Below are 19,398 nucleotides of genomic sequence, written 5' to 3' on the forward strand. Positions count from 1 at the left end.
CAGTTAGATGGGCAGCTTGCGGAAGATCGGCCGCGGTACGTGTCGCAGGACCATCATCACCAGACGCCACGGTGCGGGAGTCCAGATGAGCGGCGTGCCCTTGCGCGACGCGTTCACGGCAAGCTTCGCGATGACCTCCTTGTCGACGGTCATCGGCGCTTCCTTGACGTGCGCGCTGAACTTGGTGCGCACCATGCCCGGGCGAACGACGGTGACCCGAGGTCCGAACTCGTGCAACGCTTCTCCGAGTCCGAGGTAAAACCCGTCGAGGCCGGCTTTGGTGGAGCCGTAGACGAAGTTGGAGCGACGCACCCGCTCGCCTGCCACCGAGGACATGACGATGATGCGGCCGTAGGCCTGCGCCTTCATCTTCTCGCCCAGCAGCACGCCGACCGAAACGGAGGCGGTGTAGTTGATGTTCGCGGCGAGGACGGCCTTGCGCTGGTCCTGCCAGAGCTGCTCGGCGTCGAAGTCGACGGCGAAGGCAACGATGGCGACATCGACGTCACCCTTGGCCCACGCCGCGTCGATCACCTTCGGGTGCGAGGCGGTGTCGAGTGCATCGAAGTCGATGACGTCGACGGACTTCGCACCCTTGGCGGTCAGCTGGGCAACGGCACTGTCACGCAGCGGATCGTTCGGCAGCGCAGCGAGAACGACGCGTGCCGGAGACTTCGACAGGTACTCCTCGGTGATCGCGAGACCGATCTCGCTGGTACCACCCAGAACCAGAATCGTCTGCGGGTTACCTACGGCGTCTATCGTCACAGCAGTTCCAGCCTTCTAGCCATATCGGAGGCGAAAACGCCTGTGGGGTCGACGGATCGGCGGACCTTGATCCACTCGTCGATGCGCGGGTACATCGAGTGGAAGGTCTCGGCGTCGGTGCGCGAATCCTTCGCGGTGTAGAGACGACCGCCGAATTCGAGGACGCGCTTGTCGAGTTCGCGGACGAACTCGTTGAGGCCCGGCTTGATCGGGAAGTCGACGCAGATGTTCCAGCCCGGAATCGGGAAGCTCAGTGGCGCTTTGTTTCCCGGCCCGAAGAGCTTGAACACGTTGAGGAACGAGTAGTGGCCCGACTTCTGGATATCGACGATGATCTTCTTGAACTCGTCGACGGCCTCCGGCGGCACCACGAACTGATACTGCAGAAAACCCTTGGAGCCGTAGGCGCGGTTCCACTCGCTGAACATGTCGAGCGGGTGGTAGAACGCCGTCAGTGACTGAACCTTGTTCCGGTAGTTGCCGGCCTTCCGATACCAGGCCTCGCCGACCGCGGAGAACGTGTACTTGTTCGCGAGTCCGTTCGGAAAGATGTCGGGGAACTTCACCAGCGGCTTCGCGTTGAAGCGCAGCGGGTCCTTCTGCAGCTTCTCGGGCAGCTGGTCCAGGCGTGCCAACGAACCACGGGAGAGGGCTGCACGGCCCAGCTTGGGGGGCGGGGCGACCGCGTCGAACCACGCACTCGAGTAGTCGTAGTTGTTCTCGCTGCCGTCGCTGTGCAGGGCGATGGTTTCGTCGAGGGTGCTGGTGACGTCACCGTCGGCGATGAAGTAGGCCGTCTCGGTGGGTGTCATCTCGATGGTCGCGCGCAGGATGATGCCGGTCAGGCCGTTGCCGCCTACCGTCGCCCAGAAGAGCTTGGCGTTCTTGCCCGACGGCGTCAGGTGGCGGATCTGACCGTCTGCGGTGAGCAGTTCCATCGAGCGGACGTGGTTGCCGAAGCTACCCGCGCTGTGATGGTTCTTGCCGTGGATGTCCGTACCGATCGCACCACCGATGGTGACCTGACGAGTACCCGGCAGAACAGGAACCCACAGGCCGAACGGCAATGCAGCCCGCATCAGCTGATCGAGGTTCACACCGCCGTCGACATCGACGATGCGCGTCGACGCGTCGATGCTGTGAATGCCGTTGAGCGCATTCATGTCGATGACCAGGCCACCGGAGTTCTGTGCGTTGTCACCGTACGAGCGGCCGAGGCCGCGGGCGATGACGCCGCGTCGAAGGTACGACGGCTTGGAGTCGTTCTGCTCCGCGACCTGCTTGACCGCGCTCGCGATGAGTTCGGGGTCGGAGGTCGAGAGCACCTCTCCGGTGGAGGGCGCAGTGCGGCCCCAACCAGTGAGTGTGCGGGTCTGCGTGGGTAGCGGCGCAGTGTTCCCGGCCTGTGGTTCCAGGGGGAAGAGTGCGTCGTCGGCTGTCGTGGACATCGCTCAAGAGGGTACCCGCATTGCGGTAGCAGCTAATGTCAGTCCTCGTGTCCACTCCCGACCGCTCCTCAGAAAACGGCTCGACGGGCGACGACTGGTCGCCCGAAGACGAAGAGTTGCAGCATCACGTCCCGCTGCCCGTCGAGCTGCCGCTGACCGAGAACATCGCCGACGCAGCACTCGACCTCAAGACTCAGGTGCTGCGGTTCCTTGCGACGGGTGTGCTGTCGGCGATCGTGGATCAGGGCGTCAATCTGATCCTGCATTTCGTGTTCGGCGTCGGAGTGACGCTCGCCAAGGCGATCGGCTTCGTACTCGGAACGACTACGGCCTACCTGATCAATCGCCGGTGGACGTTCAACGCGGCACCGTCGCGGGCCAGGTTCATCGCCGTCGTCGCCCTGTACGGCGTTACCTTCGCCGTCCAGGTGGGCATCTACACCTGGCTCTACCAGGCTCTTCCTGACGGTTTCTGGTACGCGAACGTGGCTTTCGTCATCGCGCAGGGCACAGCGACGGTGATCAACTTCCTGGTCCAGCGGTTCGTGATTTTCAAGATCCGGTAACTACTGTCTGGCGCTAAGTTTCCTTGATCCTGGGCCGAAGTCCTGGTTCAATATGGCCCCAGGAGGGGAGTATCCCCCAGCAGCTTCGTCGTCACCACGGCCCGGCAATCCGGGCCCGGCGAGCGGCCCGCGTAGGGCGGGAGAGACCTCCAGTTCACAGAACTGGAGGTTGTCATGTCCGTTCCATTCTGGGCTTGGTTGGCAGTGCTCGGCTTCATCATCGCCATGCTCGCGGTCGATCTGTTCGCCCATCGGCGAGCACACGTGATCGGAGTGCGCGAAGCGGCCGTCTGGTCCGGTATCTGGGTGGCTTTCGGCGTGGGCTTCGGAGTGCTGGTCTGGGCCACTGCCGGTGCAGAGTTCGGCCAGCAATACTTTGCCGGCTACTTGATCGAGAAGTCGCTGGCGGTCGACAACGTATTCGTGTGGGCCATCATCTTCACGTACTTCGCGGTGCCCAGAGAGTTGCAACACCGCGTCCTGTTCTTCGGAGTACTCGGTGCTCTGGTCTTTCGTGGCATCTTCATTGCCGGGGGATCTGCGCTCATCGCCAGCTTCAGCGCCGTGCTTTACCTCTTCGCCGCGTTCTTGATCTTCACCGGCTACCGCATGGTGCGTCAACGCAACGAGCACCTCGATCCCGAACAGTCTCGAGCTTTGCGGCTGTTTCGTCGGTACGTTCCCATGACCGATGCCTTCTACGGGCAGAAGTTCGTGGTGCGCATCGGTGGCGCTGCGCTGGCCACTCCGCTACTGGCAGTACTGGTGCTCGTCGAAGTCACCGACATCGTCTTTGCCGTCGACTCCATCCCGGCAATCTTTGCTGTGACCGATATTCCTTTCCTGGTGTTCACCGCCAACGCATTCGCCATTCTCGGACTGCGTGCAATGTACTTTCTGCTCGCTGACCTGATGCACCGGTTCGTGTACCTGAAAGTGGGCTTGGCATTGGTGTTGATCTGGGTCGGAATCAAGATGGCACTCAAGGTCGACGTGTTCTACATTCCCACCGCCGTCTCGCTCGGCGTCATCTCGTCGATTCTCGCGATCTCCGTGGTGCTCAGTTTGAGAGCCACTCGAGGGCAGGTCGCGGGCTCGCAGGTCGACCGATCAGCGTCTCCGTTCCGGGCGGCGACAGAAGCGGAACTTGTTGCGGCTCAGCCTTTGTGGAGCAGTCGCGGTCGACGGAAAAACCATCTGTAGCTTGCGCATCGAGTGTTGGGGCGACGCCGGCACGGCCGCGGTGTCGCCCCGACGACGATGTACTCAGAAGGTGGGCAAGTTCCCTGCTTCGAGGGCTTCGGCGAGTGTGGGGGCGGCTTTGTCCTTGTCGGAGAGTTCGTAGGTGAGGGGCGATCCGTCGCGAGCGGTGGTGGGCCAGTCGATGCCCAGGGCGGGGTCGAGGGGGTTGATGTCTCGGTCCAGTGCCGGGGTGTACTCCAGGGAGCACAGGTACATGACGGTGGAGTTGTCCTCCAACGACAGGATGGCGTGGCCGAGTCCTTCGGAGAGAAAGACCGCTTTGCGGTCGATGTCGTCGATGAGCACGCTGTCCCACTGCCCGAACGTCGGTGACCCGACTCGCAGGTCGACGATGACGTCGAGGAACGCCCCGCGGGCGCAGGTGACGTATTTCGCCTGCCCGGGCGGGTTGGTGGTGAAGTGAATCCCGCGTAGGACACCGGCGGCGGAGACCGAGCAGTTCGCCTGCTGCAGATCCAACGCTCGTCCGGTGGTCTCGGCGAAGAGGCCGGCTTTGAACCACTCGAAAAACACGCCGCGATCGTCGCCGAACTGGCGTGGGGTGTACTCGTAAGCGCCGGAAATTCTCAGTTCGCGGAAGGTCATCGGTTCCCTCGGTCGATCAGCTCGAGCAGGTAGCGGCCGTAGCCGGATTTGACGAGCGTGTCCGCGCGGGCGCGCAGTTCGTCGTCGGTGATGAATCCTCGACGCCACGCCACTTCTTCGGGGGATCCGATCTTGAGTCCTTGGCGTTGTTCGATGGTGCGCACGTAGTTGGAGGCGTCGAGGAGGGAGTCGAAGGTGCCGGTGTCGAGCCAGGCGGTGCCGCGCGGGAGGACTTCGACCTGGAGGCGGCCGGCGTCGAGGTAGTGGCGGTTGACGTCGGTGATCTCGTATTCCCCGCGGGCGGAGGGTTCGAGGTCGCGGGCGATGGCGATGACGTCGTTGTCGTAGAAGTACAGGCCGGGGACGGCGTAGTTCGATTTCGGGGCGGCGGGTTTTTCTTCCAACGAGATGGCTTTGCGGTTGTCGTCGAATTCGATGACGCCGTAGGCGGTGGGGTCGGAGACCTCGTAGGCGAAGACGGCTCCGCCGTCGATGCGCTCGAAGCGGGAGAGTTGGGTGCCCAGGCCGGGGCCGTAGAAGATGTTGTCGCCCAATACGAGTGCGGCGGAGTCGGTGCCGATGTGCTCGGCTCCGAGGACGAAGGCTTGGGCGAGGCCGTTCGGCTCGTGTTGGACCTTGTAGGTCAGGTTGATGCCGAATTGGGAGCCGTCGCCGAGGAGGCGGGTGAATTGGTCGGCGTCCTGGGGGGTGGTGATGATGAGGATGTCGCGGATCCCGGCGAGGATCAGCGTCGAGAGCGGGTAGTAGATCATCGGTTTGTCGTAGACCGGGACCAGCTGCTTGCTGACGCCCATCGTGATCGGATGAAGCCGCGAGCCCGTGCCGCCCGCCAGAATGATTCCCCGCATGAGGGCGAAGTCTTCCAGACCCCACGATCACCCGCTCGGTTGTGTGGGCGGTCACTCCCAGGGGATTCGGTAGGGCTCAGATCCGAATTCGGACTCTGTGGTCGATGTCGGCCATTCCGATGGCCACACGATCTGCGGATCGGCTTTGAGCTCCTCGACTTCCGGGGGCAGCGGGTCTGCGTCCACCTCGATGCGTTCCCAACTGCATTCACCCGATGCGACGCGGCCCGCGTAACGGATCAGATCGGCTGACGCCCGGGGCGACAACGCCAGTCGGGCCAGCAGTTCCGCGGTGACGGTACGGGTCCCCATTCGGGCCTTCAGGTCGGTGTCGAGGGCTCGCGCGCGTGCGGCCTCGAGGTCGCTGCACGAAGTCATCAGACGGTCGTATGCAGCTCGCGCGTGCGGAGGCATGTCCTCGATCATGCATCCCGCCATGGTTCGTCACCGGTTCCGACGGAGAAGTCCTCGTCCGGCGTGTCGAGTACCGGTCTGATATCCGCGGTCTTGCCTGCTTCGACGGCCTGCTTGCCGTAGTCGAGGAAGTCGTTCAGCGGTCGCAACGTGTTGTCGATTTTCTTGCCCACCTGGCCTTCGGGGTCGCCGAGCGCATCGAGGAACGCGCCGAAGTCGTCGACCACCTGCTCGATCTTTCCAATGAGATCCTTGGTTAGATCCATTGCTTTCCAGCACATTTCGATGATGCTTTCGACCTGCCAGGCGGTGCCGACCACCGGCACTTTCTTGACGACGACCTTCAATGCACCGCGGGCGTTGTCGACGGCCACTTCGGACTCGAGCAATTCGACGATCTTGCGCACCACGGCGAGAGCAGCGTTGCGCAGTTGTTCGGATATCACTGCGCACACTGCGGAGATCGTCCGTCCGGCAGGCCCTTCCCATCGCATTGCGGCCAGTTGGCGGTCGGCATAGTCAGTGAATGCCTGTGCGGCAGCGCCGTTCCAAGAGCTGTCGACTCGGCGCACTCCTGCGGCAAACGATTCACCGGCAGCTTCCATCGCGTCGCCCGCGATCTGGTAGGCCTGGCCGATCCGCCTGATCTCGTTCCAGTTCCCGGTGATCGGAATGGTCGCCTCGTTCAGCGGGCTCCACCCGGAGAGCTCGAAGATCGTTCTGTCGATCTCTCCGAGCCAGCTCGCAGCTTCGTCGAGTAGGTCTCGGATGTCGTCGATCACGGGATTCGGTGCGGGATAGTCGATTCCCCGGGGCCGTCCGTAGTCGGCTGCCCCGTCGAAATCATCGACATGTCCGGCCGCGGCGTGGTCAGAGCTGCCTCGATCGATGCCCGGAAGCGGTGGCAGAGATGTGTGCGCGTTGAGTAGATCGTAGTTCTGTTGATCTTGATCGGCATACAACCAGGCAGCCTTGCAGAGCTCGGCACCCATCTCCCCGCAATTGACGGACAAGTGAACCTGTCGAGTGCGTGTCATCTCTTGGAAGCGTGCGAGATACGGCTGAAGTCGCTGCAGAATCTGCCCAACCACGTTCTCGCCCAGGCCCGCGTTGTCGAGCAAATAGAGGTGACTGGCCAGGGTATCGGCACTGATGCGATCGAGAAGATTTCCGAGGCCGGCGATTTCCGAGGATCTGGCGATCAGCGGTTCGGTCACTGCGTCGCGCTCCTTCTCAAAGACGAAATGAGGCGTTCGACATCCTCGTCGGAGATTGCGTTCTCGACGTCACGGTCGGCGAGCACGACGAAGACCGCGACTTCTGCGGTGGCGAAACCTGTAGTGGTGACTACGTCGAAGGTGGCGCGGGGCGGAGGGCAATACGGCGAATCCGGTATGTCTTCCACCAGGGCTGTGTAGCGGACAGCCGGGACTCCGTCGACCTGCAGATACTTGGGGTCGCTGATCTGAACAGTGGGTGTTTCGGACCCGTCTCTGTTGGTAAAGATCATCGACGCTTTCTGCGCCTCTTGGTACGCGAGGACCGTCAAGTCCCCGGCTCTACGACCGGTCATTCCGCTGATCGCCGAAGACTCGAACTCACCGCCCTCGCAATCGAATCGGCCGTAAAGGCCCATCGCGCCGTAGGTTGCGGTCGTTCCGTCCTCGCCGACCCACTGCGAGAATCCGTCATTCCAATTTTCCCAGTCCGCAGGAATGTCGTAGGTCCAGCCGAATTTGGTGGCGATGGGCTGCGGCTGCCCGTCGGGCACCTCGATCTTCGGTGGCGGCCGGTTCATCGACGGAAAGCCCGGTGGCAGTGGCGGCGGGGCCGTCGTCGAGCCCGTGGGTGTTGGGGACACCGGCGGCAGAGCCTGCACACCCTCGTACGGTTCCGGTACCGGCGGTGCCAACTGCGGAATTGCCCACATGAGCCCGAACAGCAGTGCCACCGATGCTGCGAGACGAATCAGAATCTTGCCGAGACCCATCAGTTGTTACTCCCCCCGAAGTCGAACAGAAGCTAGCACGCGCTTCCGACATGTCCGGTCCTCGGCGGAAGCGGTGCAACTTTCGCTCCACTCGAAGGTCTCATCGCCATAATCCTTGTAGCTGGGGCGTCGAGTGGAGCCTCCCGTGCAACGACATGACGGGCCCGCACGAGCGTCCGCCGGTAAAGTGCCTGTTCATGAGAATTCTCGTCACGGGTGGGGCCGGGTTCATCGGCGCGAATTTCGTACATCAGACCCTGGCTCAGCGTCCCGATTCCCAGGTCACCGTGCTCGACAAGCTCACCTACGCCGGCAACAAGGCCTCCCTGGACCCCGTCGCCGATCGCATCGAGTTCGTGCACGGCGATATCGCCGACGCCGACCTCGTCGACCGCCTCGTTCGCGAGACAGACCTCGTCGTCCACTTCGCCGCCGAATCCCACAACGACAATTCGTTGACCGATCCGTGGCCGTTCGTGCACACCAACGTCATCGGCACCACCACCTTGCTCAACGCGGTCCGCGAACACGACGTGCGCTATCACCACATCTCCACCGACGAGGTCTACGGCGATCTCGAACTGGACGATCCGGCCAGGTTCACCGAATCGACTCCGTACAACCCCTCGAGTCCGTATTCGTCGACCAAGGCATCGAGCGATCTGCTGGTGCGTGCCTGGACCCGCTCGTTCGGCGTCCGCTCCACCATCTCCAACTGCTCCAACAACTACGGCCCCTACCAGCACGTGGAGAAGTTCATCCCGCGTCAGATCACGAACATCCTCAGCGGATCCCGGCCCAAGCTCTACGGTGCCGGTCAGAACGTGCGCGATTGGATCCACGTCGACGACCACAACAGTGCCGTCTGGGCCATCATCGACGGCGGCCGCATCGGCGAGACCTACCTCATCGGAGCCGACGGCGAAGCGAACAACCGCACCGTCCTCGAAGCGATCCTCGAAGAGACCGGCAACGCACCCGACGCCTTCGACTTCGTCACCGACCGGCCCGGTCACGACCTTCGTTACGCGATCGACTCGACCAAGCTGCGCACCGAATTGGGTTGGACACCAACCTATATCGACTTCCGCGCCGGATTGAAGGCCACCATCGATTGGTACCGAGACAACGAGCAGTGGTGGCGACCGCAGAAGGATGCTACCGAGGCCACGTACGCAACGAAAGAGTCCGTACTGAACCGCTAATTGCCGGTCGGCTGGCTGTGGGCGGCAGGAATGCGAGAGTCGCTGTGTACCAACATGTTACGCAGGACGCGTGAGCCGGACACAGCGGCGACAACGCCGGCCAGTACCTCGCACAGTGTGAAGACGAGTCGGGACGCCAGAGCCAGTCCCAACGCGACACCCGCGTCCATGTACGGCGACAGCGCGGCGACCACCACGGCCTCGCGAACACCGATGCCGGACGGTACGACGACGACGAGCACGCCGGCGCACATACCGAGCGCGAGCGCGCCGATGCATTCCATCAATCCGCCGATCCTGAAGCCGGCCGAACTCGACGCAAGAATCCACAAGTGGGTGCCGTAGAGGACCCAACTGGCGGCACACCAGCCGAGCGACAGAGCGATTTTTCGAAAGGCCAGTGGTGACTGCAGCGGCGCGCGGCGAAGAAGCTTCAGCGCGACGTTGACCAAGCGGGTCAGGATTGGCGGGTACGCGCAGGTCAACGCGATCGGCACCAGCACGATGACTGCGATCGCGGCGATGGTGCTGACGTCGAACAGTGCGGGAAGACCCAGAAGCCCGACCACGAGGGCAGACGTGGTGCTCAGTCCGACCGTGACGAGAACGGCGACGAACCCGGCGGCTCTGGTCACCCCGGCCCGCCTGACCAGTTCGGTCTGGAGAACGAATGCCCAGACGCTGCCCGGCAGATATTTGCCCAGTTGGCCCACCAGGTAGCAACGCGCCGCGTCGAACGCGGGTATCGGATATTCCAATGCCCCGAGAGCGTGCTGCCAGGCGCGCACGGCGGCACCCATCCCGAGAAACACCAGCAGTGCCGACCCCAGAAGGGACCAGATTCCCAGCGACAAGATGGTTTCGCGGACCTCGGACCACTGGGATCGCACCGCCAAGACGATGGCGACGACGATCGCCAGGGTGACCATGACGCGCAGCACGTTGCCCGCAATCTTCTTTCCGCGCGAAGCGGCTACGCCGTCGGTCATGTGATCAGGGGCTTGGTCGACAATCCCTGCCACCAGGTGAAGGCCGAGGAGCTGGCTTCGCCGAGTGCGGCAAGTTCCGGTAGCCGGGCGGCGGAATAAGCGGACGCAACTACCTCGATCTCGGCGTCGTCATGGCCCTTTCGCGTCATGCCGACGGAGTTTGCGCCGTGCAGCAGAGCTGGATTGCCGAAGACGGTGGCGAACGGTGGAATGTCTTTGGTGATGACCGATCCCATCCCCACCATCGCGCCGTTGCCGACAACTCGGCGTTGGTGCACGGTGCTGTTCATGCCGATGTTGCAGCCCGATCCGAGTGTCACATGACCGGCGAGGGCGGTTCCGGCGGCAGCGATCGTGCCGGGCCCGAGTTGGCAATCGTGTTCGATCGAGACGCGATTCATGATGAAGGAATGCGCGCCGACGACTGTCGGCCGCTCGCTACCCTGGTGGACGGTCGACAGCTCTCGGATGATCGAGCCCTCCTCGATAACGACGCCGAAACCCGCGCTGCGGTCGGAGTACGCGGCGAAGTGCTCGAATCCGAGGATCTCGGGGGGCGTGCCGATGACCGTATGCGCACCGATCCAACAATCGTCTTGGATGGTTACTGGGCCGACCAGGACGGCACCGGGTCCGATGGTGACCCGGTCGCCGATGACGACGCCGTCGCCGATGACGGCTGTCTCGTGGATTCGGCAGTCCTGGCCTATATCGATCGGCACCTGAATTCGGCCTCCCACGTTTTCGCTCGTTTCGCTGCGCTGTTGTAGAAAATAACGCTACCCGCGGCAAGGCTTATGACCGGGACCTCATCCCAGGCGATAGTGTCGACGGGTAAAGATGCGAATCGGTACGTTTTCCGTCGCACCCAGGTCGGTCCGAGGGGTAAGTCAGTGATTGCAATTTCCAGTGTCGTTTTCGGCGAGGATGTCGAGCGTGAAGTGCTCGACACTCTTCGATCGGGCATTGTCGCGCAGGGCCCCAAGGTCAAGCGCTTCGAGGAGCAGTTCGCAGAGCTCGTCGGTGCCGATCATGCTGTGGCGGTGAACAACGGCACGACCGCGCTCGGTGCAGCGTTGGAAATTCAGGATCTGCAGCCCGGCGACGAAGTTCTGACCAGTCCGTTTACTTTCGTGGCGACATTGAACGCAATTCTCGACACCGGGGCAATTGTCCGCTTTGCCGATATTTCTGCGAATGACTTCAATATCGACCCCGCCGATGCGGCGTCGCGAATCACTGATCGCACGTCGGTACTCATGCCGGTTCATCTGTATGGGCAGTCTGCAGACATGGCCGCGCTCGGTGACCTTGCTCAACAGCATGGCCTTGCCATCGTGGAGGATGCCGCGCAGGCGCACGGTGCGACGTTCGACGGCCGGGGAGTCGGCACGTTCGGGCTCGGCTGTTTTTCCTTCTATGCCACGAAGAACTTGACCACCGCCGAAGGCGGGATGATCACAACCGACGACGCGTCGCTGGCCGATCGCTTGCGAGTCCTCCGTAATCAGGGAATGCGGGCCCGGTACCAGTACGAGGTCGTCGGTCACAATTATCGAATGACCGATCTGCAAGCCAGTCTCGGTCTACCCCAGTTGGCCGGTTACCGGGCGCAGGTGGAGCAGCGTCGACGCAACGCGGACATGATCACCACCGGGTTGAAGGACGTGGCCGGACTGGCTCTCCCCGCGGAGTTGGAACGCAGAGGGCACGTCTGGCATCAGTACACCGTGCTCGTGGACGAGAATGCGCCGATCGATAGAGACGAGTTGGGCTCGAGACTTGCGGAAGCAGGCGTGGGTAGCGGCATCTACTACCCGAAAACTGCCTACGACTACGACTGCTACCGAGAGCACCCCAACGTTGTCATCGAAGACACACCGGTCGCCACGTCGGTCTCGCAACGATGCCTGAGTATTCCGGTGCATGCGAACTTGACCGTCGACGAAGTCGACACCGTCGTGTCGGCTGTCCGAACGGCGATGGGGCAGTGATGAATCCTCGGGTTGCGCTGATCGGGTCGGGTCGCATGGGGTCTTTGCATGCCAGGGTCGTTGCACAGTCGGAGCGCTGTGATCTGGCGGTGCTCGTCGAGCCTCGTGAGGATCAAGGTCGGGCTGTCGCCGAGCGCTTCGGTTGCGACTGGTCAGCGGAATTCGACGACCTCGCCGGTATCGATGCGGCGGTTATCGCCGCCGCGACTCCTGCTCATTACGACATTGCGTCGAGAATTCTCGCCCTGGGCAAGCCTGTGTTGGTCGAGAAGCCCTTGGCCGCCACGTACGAGCAGAGTACGGAGCTGGTGGACAAGGCTGCGGCCGGGGATATCCCGTTGATGTGCGGATTGTTGGAGCGGTTCAATCCGGCCGTGCGTACGGCTCGGGAGTTCGCGGGTGAGGTGTGGCAGGTCAACGGCATTCGGCATTCTCCCTTCGTGTCGCGCATCTCGACGGGAGTAGCGACCGACCTCCTCATCCATGACGTCGATCTGGCCATATCTTTCGTCGGGTCCGAGCCGAAATCCGTTGCGGGGGAGTTCGGGTACTTTCATCCGGCATCGAGAGAGAACCATGCCGAGGACTGCGCAGATGCGATCTTGCGGTTCGAGTCGGGCGCTGTTGCAACGATTTCGGCTAGTCGGATCAGTCAGCGCAAAATCCGGCAGTTGTCGTTGCTCGAGTCGGATCGGCTGATCGAAATCGATCTGCTGCGACGGGACATCACCGTCTACAGGCACATCGACGACGACATGCCGTCCGATCGAGACGGATACCAGCAGCAGACGATCATCGAGATCCCCACCATCAGATACAGCGAAGAGCCGCTCTCGGCTCAGCTGAATCACTTCCTCGATCTGGTTTCAGGATCAGGAGATGTTGCAGCAGAACGTAACTCGATTCTGCCGGCACACCGCGCAGTGGACGAAGCGACGCGGTCTGCGGCTCACTGATCCACTCGTCGACGGCGTCTGACTCCGACCACGGCCGACTGGGCGAGCGCAAGGACGAGTCCACCGGCGGCGAGCGCCACTCCGCCGGTGGTGCCGGGTGGGGTGTATTCGATCGTCGCAGTCGTACCTCCGTTCGGTAACACCACCTGAAGCAAGCCGCCCTCGGTTGCCCGCACCTCGGCCGGGTTCCCGTCGACAGTGGCCGTCCATCCGGGCCACGCGAGCAAAGCGAACGTAGCGACCCCGGAGCCGTTGTATTGCAGTGTCTCTCGGGTGTCCGTCTCGGCATCGTCCGCCAGCACGGTGACCCCGTCGTCGACAGACGACAATCGTCCGGTCGGCCAAGGGAGAGGTGTCCGACGGTGTGCGACGGTGACGACGTCGGATGCGGTGATCATCCATTGTTCCGCGGGGAGTCGGTCGAGTGCGCTCGTGTTTCCGTAGGGGCCGCTGTTCTGCACGATGATCGTGTCGAGCCGGAGCGCGTCCGCCCATGACACATCGGTTCCGGGTGCCGTTGCCAGCAACCTGTCCACCGCGTCCGAGCAGGTGACTCCGCCGTAGTAGTTCAGACACAGCGCGTCGACGAAATCCTCGTAGCTGATGCCGGCGTAGCTGTTGACGGCGTCCACCCCGGAGGCTTGCCACGCGTTGCCGAACACCAAGTCACCCCATTGCGACGTGGAATCGTCCTCCGAAATCGACTCCGTGTCGGCGATGGCAAAAGTGTTCCCCGTGTACCGGCTGTCCAATCGGTCCTCCAGGAACGCGACCTGGCGGGGGAATCGCCAGGGTGTCACGTTGTCGTTGCCTTGGAACCATGCGTTGGTCTGCAGCGCCAGTGTTGTCACTATTCCGACTACGAGGACGCCGCCGAAGACGCGGGGTGCTCGTAAGCCTGCGGTGACAGCGGCGACCGTCAGGAGGCCGCAGACCAACAAGGCCACGGCATGGATACCGAGGTCGTCCGGAACACTCGACCATGCCAGGTAGAACTGCAGTACGAGAAGTGCGGCCGTGATCGAGACTCGCAGCCGGAGCTTTTCGCGGTGCAGCCCCGCGCTGGCCGCGACGGCGGTGATGACCAGCAGGGGCAGTTGTGCGTACTCGATCAACCGAACAGGCCAGCGGAACAGCCACAGGTTCGACGGTCCGAGGAGCAGCACTGCATAGATCCCTCCGAAGACGGCCAGCGATATCGCGCTCGTCTTCAGGCTGGCGAGGGTTCGCCATCGGATCCACGGGCTCAGCGGCACGAGGAACCAGACGAGGTATCCGATGGGGACGGTCATGAAGCTGGCCCCGAACGACTCGACCATCGGTAGATGCGTCGGGCTGCTCACGTTGATCAGATCACCGAGGCCGGGACGGAGCGTGCCGTCATTGGACACTCCGGACTGGTTTCGCACCGACACATCGGTGGTGAAAGCAAGCGGAAGGTAGACGATCAGCGACAGTGCCAGGATTGATACTCCGCTGATTATCAGCGAGGTGATCCGCCGGTAGCGGCCCAGTGCTACGACCTCGGCAATGACGGCGAGGTAGACCACGGCCACCGCGACAGCACCGTAGGGGTTACCGGTGGTCATGGCCATGAAGCCGAAGAAAATGGGAACGATGGGGTTGATCCGACCGAGACCAGCGGACCGCGTCGACCACCAGACATGCGGAATCCACGCGAACGCGAACAAGCCCGAGGCCCAACTCGAGGCGTCGAAATACAGCGTGTAACCGGCGAACGGCATAGCGAAGCCTGCGACGAATGCCATCGACGTACGCGCACCGTACTGTTTGGCCAGAAGATAGACGCCGACGGCGAGAATTGCCATGAATTGCATCTTGACCAGGGTGATGCCGATGGCCAGATTGGGAATCGCCGCGATGAGAGCCGAGTTCGCCAACAACAGCGGGTTGTAGGTGCCGTAGAGGGCTTCAGCGGTGATGTTTCCGCCTGCCCACAGTTCGGGTATGAGCGTCGGCCACGACCCGGACAGCAGTCTTTCGCCGATCACTCGCCATCCGGGTGTGAAGGCCGCCGCGCTGTCGTCCCAGTAGTAGAACCATCGGTTGGTGAGCATCGGTATCGCCGCGGCAACAGCGACGGTCAGGGCGAGAACTACGGGCGGGAGTACCCGCGCCGCCCAGGGGCGATCAGAAGTCACGAAACGCCTTCGTCGGTGATGGTCGGTGAGCATCGGACAGTCCGTTGCAGCGTAGTGTTTCGTCCGTTCGTAGTATTCGACAGGCGCTGAAAGGGTGACGGTGTCCTCTGGTCCCGCTTCGAGTTCGCGGCCGGAACCGGTCGAACTGTCGGTGGTGATACCGGCTCACAATTCCGCCCGTGTCATCGAGTCGACGGTGGACGCGTTCGTCGACTATCTGTCCGGAAAAACTGCAGAGATCATCGTTGTCGAGAACGGTTCGACCGATTCGACCGCCGACATCTGCGCTCGCCTTGCGGCCGACTGGGCGCATCCCACAGTCGCGCTGTCCGTGTTGACCAGTGCAAAAGGCATGGGCAACGCGCTTCGGCTGGGCGTCGAGCAGTCGCGCGGTGACAGCATCCTGCTGACCGCCGACGATCTACCGTTCGGGTTCGACGACCTGAACGCGGCTGCGCAATGGACGTCCGAAGCCGGGTCGACACCGCTGGTGGCAATCGGTTCGAAGGCGCATCCCGAATCTGCCGTGCAACGTGGGGTACTTCGTGCCGTGATGACTTTCGGTTTCACGTCGCTGCGCAGAATCGTGCTGGGCACTCGAACGAAAGACCCGCAGGGAACGTTCATCGTCGACGGCACCCTCCTGCGTGCGGTGGCTCCGCGGCTCATCGAACCGGGTTTCTTGTTCACCACCGAGTTGGATTATGCGGTGGAGTTGGCCGGCGTCCGTCCTGTGGAGTTGCCGGTCCGTCTGTCCGAATCGCACCGGAGTGAGCCCAGTCGGGTTGCGTTCGGGGATGTCGTGAAGATGGCCCGTGGTCTGCTGTCATTGCGTGGGCGTCGTCACGAATTGCGAGCGGCAGCACAAGCAGGTCGTCACGCGGTCGACGCGTGAATCGAGACGTAAGGAGCTATTGCGAGTGACCACTCTCTAAGTTAGAGTTTCGTCATTCTATGACGGAGGTCACAATCAACTCGAACGCTTCTTTCGACGTCGTCATCACCGGCGGCACCGTCTACGACGGATCCGGCGGTCCCGGAGTGCTGGCCGACGTGGGCATCGTCGACGGCGTCGTGCGGGCCGTGTCGTCCACACCGCTTGAGGTGGGCGCCTCGACCGAGGTCGTCGACGCCACCGGCAAGTGGGTCACGCCGGGCTTCGTGGACGTGCACACCCATTACGACGCCGAGGTGCTCGTCGGTCCGGGCCTCGAAGAATCCGTCCGGCATGGGGTCACGACGGTCCTGTTGGGGAACTGCTCGTTGTCGACGCTCTACTCCACTCCAGTCGACATCGCGGATCTGTTCAGTCGGGTCGAGGCGCTGCCACGTGATCATGTGCTCAAAGCCGTCGATACGCACAAGACGTGGAACAGCCCCGACGAGTACATCGCGGCGCTCGAGAACTTGCCGCTCGGCCCCAATATTGCTGCACTGGTGGGCCATTCGGATCTACGCGCGCACGTCATGGGTCTCGACCGCTCGACCGATCGGAGTCAGAAGCCCACTCGCGAGGAATGGCGCGCCATGTCCGACGCGCTCGAGCAGGCGCTCGACGCCGGGCTGCTCGGAATGTCGACCATGACGAACCCCTGGGACAAGCTCGACGGCGATCGGTACCGGTCTCGATCGCTGCCGTCCTCGTACGCACGCTGGAGCGAATTCCGTTCCCTGCACAAGATTCTGCGCCGACGCGGCCGCTTGCTGCAGAGCATTCCGAACCTGAACACCAAGTACGACATGTTGTTCTTTCTGGGCTCGGCCACCGGAATCGGCCGCACTCCGCTCAAGATCTCGCTGCTCGCAGCGGCGGACGCGAAGGCGTCGCCCTGGATTCATCGCATCTTCGGTCCGCTCGCACGCATCGTCAACGGACCGGGCAAGGGCCAGTTCCGTTGGCAGCACCTGCCCACCACGTTCGATGTCTATTCCGACGGTATCGACCTCGTGGTGTTCGAGGAGTTCGGCTCGGGACGAGCAGCTCTGCATCTGCGAGAGGAGTTGGGCCGCAACGAGTTGCTCTCGGACGAGGCCTACCGTCGCTGGTTCCGTGCCGATTTCGAGAAGAAGTTCAGCTCGCGGGTCTGGCACCGTGACTTCGCGGACGCACAGATCACCGAGTGCCCCGACGCGTCGGTCGTCGGAAAGAACGTTGCGGAGGTCGCGGCCGAACGTGGTGTGCACGTGGTGGACGCATTCCTCGATCTGGTGGTCGAGCATGGCCGAAAGTTGCGCTGGCACACAACAGTTGCCAATCATCGCAAGAAGCAGATGGACAAGCTGATCAACCAGCCCGGAGTGACCGTCGGATTCTCCGATGCCGGTGCTCATCTGCGCAACATGGCGTTCTACAACTTCGGCATCCGATTGCTGCACCGCGTGCACGAAGCCCAGCGTGATCGCACGCCCTTCATGACCGTCGAAAAAGCAGTGCACAAGCTCAGCGGCGAGTTGGCCGACTTCTACGGTGTCGACGCCGGACATGTGCGGGTGGGCGATCGTGCCGACATCGTGGTGATCGACCCGGCGGGCCTAACCGAGGAAGTCCTGGCGTACCGCGAGGAGACCATGCCGGAGTTCGGTGGTCTGAGCCGGATGGTCAATCGCAACGACCGTGCAGTGACCGCCACTCTGATTGCGGGCCGAGTGGTGTTCTCCGGCGGCACCTTTGCACCCTGGTTCGGTGTCTCGGAGCGGGCAGGGAGTTTCCTCCGGGCGGGTACCCCTACGGCTCCGCGTCGCCGGGAGCGCGTGTGAGTCCGAGTCAACAGCAGCGTCGAACCGAAACGATCGGAAAACTACTCGACGCGGCCATAGAATCGCTGTGCGAAAAAGGTTATGCGGCAACGAGTGTCAATGAGATCGTCAGCCGCGCCGGGGTGTCGTCGGGTGCCATGTTCCGGCACTTCGACACCAGGCTCGATCTGATCGTCGCCGCAGCCGACGAGGTTCGACGACGTCAATTCGTGGAGTTTCGCCGCGGCCTGTCCGGTTTCGGCAGCGCGTCCATCGAACACTGCCTCGAACTGCTCAGGGCTGCATGCCGAGCACCGATCAATGGGGCGTGGTACGAGCTCCTCACCGCCGCTCGCAGTGACCAGGATCTGCGAGAGAGGCTGCAGCCCTTCACGGTTCGGTATCACGAGCAGATCGCCGAACTCGCTCGGACGCTACCGGTTGCCGGGGCGATAGATCCACGACAGCTCGAGACAGTGATCCTCACCGTGGTCCACATGCTCGACGGCGAGGCGTTGGCGGCTGTGGTGCATCCGCAACCCGAGCAGGAGGCCATGCGGCTGAAGATGATTGCGCACCTGTTGCGTGGTGGAAGCCTGCACGCTCTGAGCGACGCCGGATGAGCCAGTGGACGGTACGCATCGCCGGTGCCGAGCTTCCCGTCTTCGAATACGGGAATCCGTCTGCACCCTCGACGGTGCTTCTGGTGCACGGGTATCCCGACAATCATCATATGTTCGATCCGCTGATCGCCGAGCTCGGCGACACCGTTCGGGTGATCGCCTACGAGACGCGGGGCAGCGGCGCGTGCGTGCTCGATTCCACGGCGGATGTGTCGATCGAGCAATTGGCGCGGGACGCCTTCGCGGTGGTCGAGTCCATTCCAGGGCTGTCGGGGAAAGTGCATGTCTTCGCGCATGATTGGGGGTCGCTTCAGCTGTGGGAGGCGATGGCCTCGCCCCGCGCAACCACCGTGTTCGCGTCGTACACCTCGGTGTCCGGGCCGAGCCTGGATCATCTGCGGCGGGTGGCGCGGTCGCGGCTGGTGCGGCCGCAGAAGTGGCCGTCCCTGGTGGGGCAGTTGGCTCGGTCCTGGTACGTCTTCGGGTTCCATGTGCCCGTCCTACGCACCCGCGTGCCCGCATTGCTGGCGCGACTGCGGGCCGAGGGTGAGCCGACGCCGACGGTAGCCGACCAGCAGCGCGGCATCGGACTGTACCGGGCCAACATCATGCGGCGTCTGGTCAGCGGACCCGAGCCGCGTTGCCCTGTGCCGACCACCGTGGTCGTACCGACCCACGACCGCATGCTGTCGACGAACCTCACCGAGGGTCTCGATCGATGGATCCCCGACCTGCGCGTGGTTCAGGTCGATGCGGGCCACTGGTGGCCGTACACGCACCCGTCCGACGCCGCCCGCGTCCTGCTGGAGCGGGTGCGGGCTACGGAATAG

General features: G+C 62.9%; 19 protein-coding genes. 9 read left to right on the forward strand and 10 right to left on the reverse strand.

Annotated features, from left to right (window positions below; genetic code table 11):
* Positions 1 to 3 precede the first annotated feature (3 nt).
* Together ACIGGF_RS20840 and ACIGGF_RS20845 are read right to left on the reverse strand one after the other, a co-directional pair.
* Positions 4 to 768: a decaprenylphospho-beta-D-erythro-pentofuranosid-2-ulose 2-reductase gene (locus tag ACIGGF_RS20840; protein WP_397523063.1), complete on the reverse strand. Its 765-nt coding sequence runs from the start codon at positions 766 to 768 to the stop codon at positions 4 to 6.
* Positions 765 to 2,216, reverse strand: a complete 1,452-nt coding sequence (locus ACIGGF_RS20845) for an FAD-binding protein (protein WP_397523064.1) — start codon at positions 2,214 to 2,216, stop codon at positions 765 to 767. Before ACIGGF_RS20845 ends, ACIGGF_RS20840 begins: the two co-directional genes overlap by 4 nt.
* 47 nt (positions 2,217 to 2,263) lie before the next feature.
* On the opposite strand from ACIGGF_RS20845, the gene ACIGGF_RS20850 reads away from it, so the two are divergent.
* Positions 2,264 to 2,782 (forward strand): GtrA family protein, encoded by a 519-nt coding sequence (locus tag ACIGGF_RS20850; RefSeq protein ID WP_397523065.1) that lies wholly within the window; start codon positions 2,264 to 2,266, stop codon positions 2,780 to 2,782.
* Between the two features lie 174 nt (positions 2,783 to 2,956).
* Positions 2,957 to 3,985: a TerC family protein gene (locus ACIGGF_RS20855; protein WP_397523066.1), complete on the forward strand. Its 1,029-nt coding sequence runs from the start codon at positions 2,957 to 2,959 to the stop codon at positions 3,983 to 3,985.
* A gap of 63 nt (positions 3,986 to 4,048) precedes the next feature.
* Here the strand turns inward: ACIGGF_RS20855 and ACIGGF_RS20860 are convergent, their stop codons facing one another.
* From ACIGGF_RS20860 to ACIGGF_RS20880, 5 genes are read right to left on the reverse strand one after another with little or no spacing between them, the layout of a single operon-like run.
* The gene (locus ACIGGF_RS20860) at positions 4,049 to 4,630 is read right to left on the reverse strand and encodes a dTDP-4-dehydrorhamnose 3,5-epimerase family protein (RefSeq protein WP_397523067.1); all 582 of its coding nucleotides are present in this window, start codon (positions 4,628 to 4,630) and stop codon (positions 4,049 to 4,051) included.
* Entirely contained in the window at positions 4,627 to 5,499 is an 873-nt protein-coding gene (gene rfbA / locus ACIGGF_RS20865) for a glucose-1-phosphate thymidylyltransferase RfbA (RefSeq protein ID WP_397523068.1), read from the reverse strand. Before rfbA ends, ACIGGF_RS20860 begins: the two co-directional genes overlap by 4 nt.
* A gap of 51 nt (positions 5,500 to 5,550) precedes the next feature.
* Complete coding sequence (locus tag ACIGGF_RS20870) at positions 5,551 to 5,877, reverse strand: hypothetical protein (RefSeq protein WP_397523069.1); 327 nt, start codon at positions 5,875 to 5,877, stop codon at positions 5,551 to 5,553.
* Between the two features lie 44 nt (positions 5,878 to 5,921).
* On the reverse strand, positions 5,922 to 7,130 hold the full coding sequence (locus ACIGGF_RS20875; protein WP_397523070.1) for a WXG100 family type VII secretion target: 1,209 nt from the start codon (positions 7,128 to 7,130) through the stop codon (positions 5,922 to 5,924).
* Entirely contained in the window at positions 7,127 to 7,903 is a 777-nt protein-coding gene (locus ACIGGF_RS20880; RefSeq protein ID WP_397523071.1) for a hypothetical protein, read from the reverse strand. The genes ACIGGF_RS20875 and ACIGGF_RS20880 overlap by 4 nt, the downstream gene beginning before the upstream one ends.
* A 197-nt stretch (positions 7,904 to 8,100) precedes the next feature.
* On the opposite strand from ACIGGF_RS20880, the gene rfbB reads away from it, so the two are divergent.
* Positions 8,101 to 9,108 (forward strand): dTDP-glucose 4,6-dehydratase, encoded by a 1,008-nt coding sequence (gene rfbB, locus ACIGGF_RS20885; protein ID WP_397523072.1) that lies wholly within the window; start codon positions 8,101 to 8,103, stop codon positions 9,106 to 9,108.
* Here the strand turns inward: rfbB and ACIGGF_RS20890 are convergent.
* Entirely contained in the window at positions 9,105 to 10,097 is a 993-nt protein-coding gene (locus ACIGGF_RS20890; RefSeq protein ID WP_397523073.1) for a YbhN family protein, read from the reverse strand. The two genes, rfbB and ACIGGF_RS20890, sit on opposite strands and share 4 nt — an antisense overlap.
* Positions 10,094 to 10,837 (reverse strand): DapH/DapD/GlmU-related protein, encoded by a 744-nt coding sequence (locus ACIGGF_RS20895; RefSeq protein ID WP_397523074.1) that lies wholly within the window; start codon positions 10,835 to 10,837, stop codon positions 10,094 to 10,096. The genes ACIGGF_RS20890 and ACIGGF_RS20895 overlap by 4 nt, the downstream gene beginning before the upstream one ends.
* A 153-nt stretch (positions 10,838 to 10,990) precedes the next feature.
* Here ACIGGF_RS20895 and ACIGGF_RS20900 point away from each other — a divergent pair, with 153 nt between their 5' ends.
* Both ACIGGF_RS20900 and ACIGGF_RS20905 read left to right on the forward strand, forming a co-directional pair.
* Positions 10,991 to 12,091: a DegT/DnrJ/EryC1/StrS family aminotransferase gene (locus tag ACIGGF_RS20900; RefSeq protein ID WP_397523075.1), complete on the forward strand. Its 1,101-nt coding sequence runs from the start codon at positions 10,991 to 10,993 to the stop codon at positions 12,089 to 12,091.
* Positions 12,091 to 13,047, forward strand: coding sequence for a Gfo/Idh/MocA family oxidoreductase (locus tag ACIGGF_RS20905; RefSeq protein ID WP_397523076.1), 957 nt, complete (start codon positions 12,091 to 12,093; stop codon positions 13,045 to 13,047). Before ACIGGF_RS20900 ends, ACIGGF_RS20905 begins: the two co-directional genes overlap by 1 nt.
* Here ACIGGF_RS20905 and ACIGGF_RS20910 read toward each other — a convergent pair.
* Positions 13,041 to 15,209 carry a hypothetical protein gene (locus tag ACIGGF_RS20910; protein WP_397523077.1) on the reverse strand — a complete coding sequence of 723 codons (2,169 nt, stop codon included), beginning with the start codon at positions 15,207 to 15,209 and terminating at the stop codon, positions 13,041 to 13,043. The genes ACIGGF_RS20905 and ACIGGF_RS20910 overlap by 7 nt on opposite strands.
* A 94-nt stretch (positions 15,210 to 15,303) precedes the next feature.
* On the opposite strand from ACIGGF_RS20910, the gene ACIGGF_RS20915 reads away from it, so the two are divergent.
* The 4 genes from ACIGGF_RS20915 to ACIGGF_RS20930 are packed head-to-tail and all read left to right on the forward strand — an operon-like array spanning position 15,304 to position 19,398.
* Entirely contained in the window at positions 15,304 to 16,104 is an 801-nt protein-coding gene (locus tag ACIGGF_RS20915) for a glycosyltransferase (RefSeq protein ID WP_397523078.1), read from the forward strand.
* A gap of 59 nt (positions 16,105 to 16,163) precedes the next feature.
* The gene (locus ACIGGF_RS20920; protein WP_397523079.1) at positions 16,164 to 17,966 is read left to right on the forward strand and encodes an amidohydrolase family protein; all 1,803 of its coding nucleotides are present in this window, start codon (positions 16,164 to 16,166) and stop codon (positions 17,964 to 17,966) included.
* Positions 17,963 to 18,568 (forward strand): TetR/AcrR family transcriptional regulator, encoded by a 606-nt coding sequence (locus ACIGGF_RS20925; RefSeq protein WP_397523080.1) that lies wholly within the window; start codon positions 17,963 to 17,965, stop codon positions 18,566 to 18,568. The genes ACIGGF_RS20920 and ACIGGF_RS20925 overlap by 4 nt, the downstream gene beginning before the upstream one ends.
* A complete protein-coding gene (locus ACIGGF_RS20930; RefSeq protein ID WP_397523081.1) occupies positions 18,565 to 19,398 on the forward strand; it encodes an alpha/beta fold hydrolase in 834 nt (277 codons plus the stop codon). Before ACIGGF_RS20925 ends, ACIGGF_RS20930 begins: the two co-directional genes overlap by 4 nt.

The sequence above is a fragment of the Rhodococcus sp. NPDC078407 genome (genome assembly GCF_044542515.1).
Taxonomy (GTDB): domain Bacteria; phylum Actinomycetota; class Actinomycetes; order Mycobacteriales; family Mycobacteriaceae; genus Rhodococcoides.

What these genes read in the sequence shown, in the direction of transcription:
- ACIGGF_RS20845 (WP_397523064.1), bottom strand. Translation starts at nt 2,216, where the DNA reads ATGTCCACGACAGCCGACGACGCACTCTTCCCCCTGGAACCACAGGCC.
- ACIGGF_RS20855 (WP_397523066.1), top strand. Translation starts at nt 2,957, where the DNA reads ATGTCCGTTCCATTCTGGGCTTGGTTGGCAGTGCTCGGCTTCATCATC.
- ACIGGF_RS20860 (WP_397523067.1), bottom strand. Translation starts at nt 4,630, where the DNA reads ATGACCTTCCGCGAACTGAGAATTTCCGGCGCTTACGAGTACACCCCA.
- rfbA (WP_397523068.1), bottom strand. Translation starts at nt 5,499, where the DNA reads ATGCGGGGAATCATTCTGGCGGGCGGCACGGGCTCGCGGCTTCATCCG.
- ACIGGF_RS20870 (WP_397523069.1), bottom strand. Translation starts at nt 5,877, where the DNA reads ATGACTTCGTGCAGCGACCTCGAGGCCGCACGCGCGCGAGCCCTCGAC.
- ACIGGF_RS20880 (WP_397523071.1), bottom strand. Translation starts at nt 7,903, where the DNA reads ATGGGTCTCGGCAAGATTCTGATTCGTCTCGCAGCATCGGTGGCACTG.
- rfbB (WP_397523072.1), top strand. Translation starts at nt 8,101, where the DNA reads ATGAGAATTCTCGTCACGGGTGGGGCCGGGTTCATCGGCGCGAATTTC.
- ACIGGF_RS20890 (WP_397523073.1), bottom strand. Translation starts at nt 10,097, where the DNA reads ATGACCGACGGCGTAGCCGCTTCGCGCGGAAAGAAGATTGCGGGCAAC.
- ACIGGF_RS20905 (WP_397523076.1), top strand. Translation starts at nt 12,091, where the DNA reads ATGAATCCTCGGGTTGCGCTGATCGGGTCGGGTCGCATGGGGTCTTTG.
- ACIGGF_RS20920 (WP_397523079.1), top strand. Translation starts at nt 16,164, where the DNA reads ATGACGGAGGTCACAATCAACTCGAACGCTTCTTTCGACGTCGTCATC.
- ACIGGF_RS20930 (WP_397523081.1), top strand. Translation starts at nt 18,565, where the DNA reads ATGAGCCAGTGGACGGTACGCATCGCCGGTGCCGAGCTTCCCGTCTTC.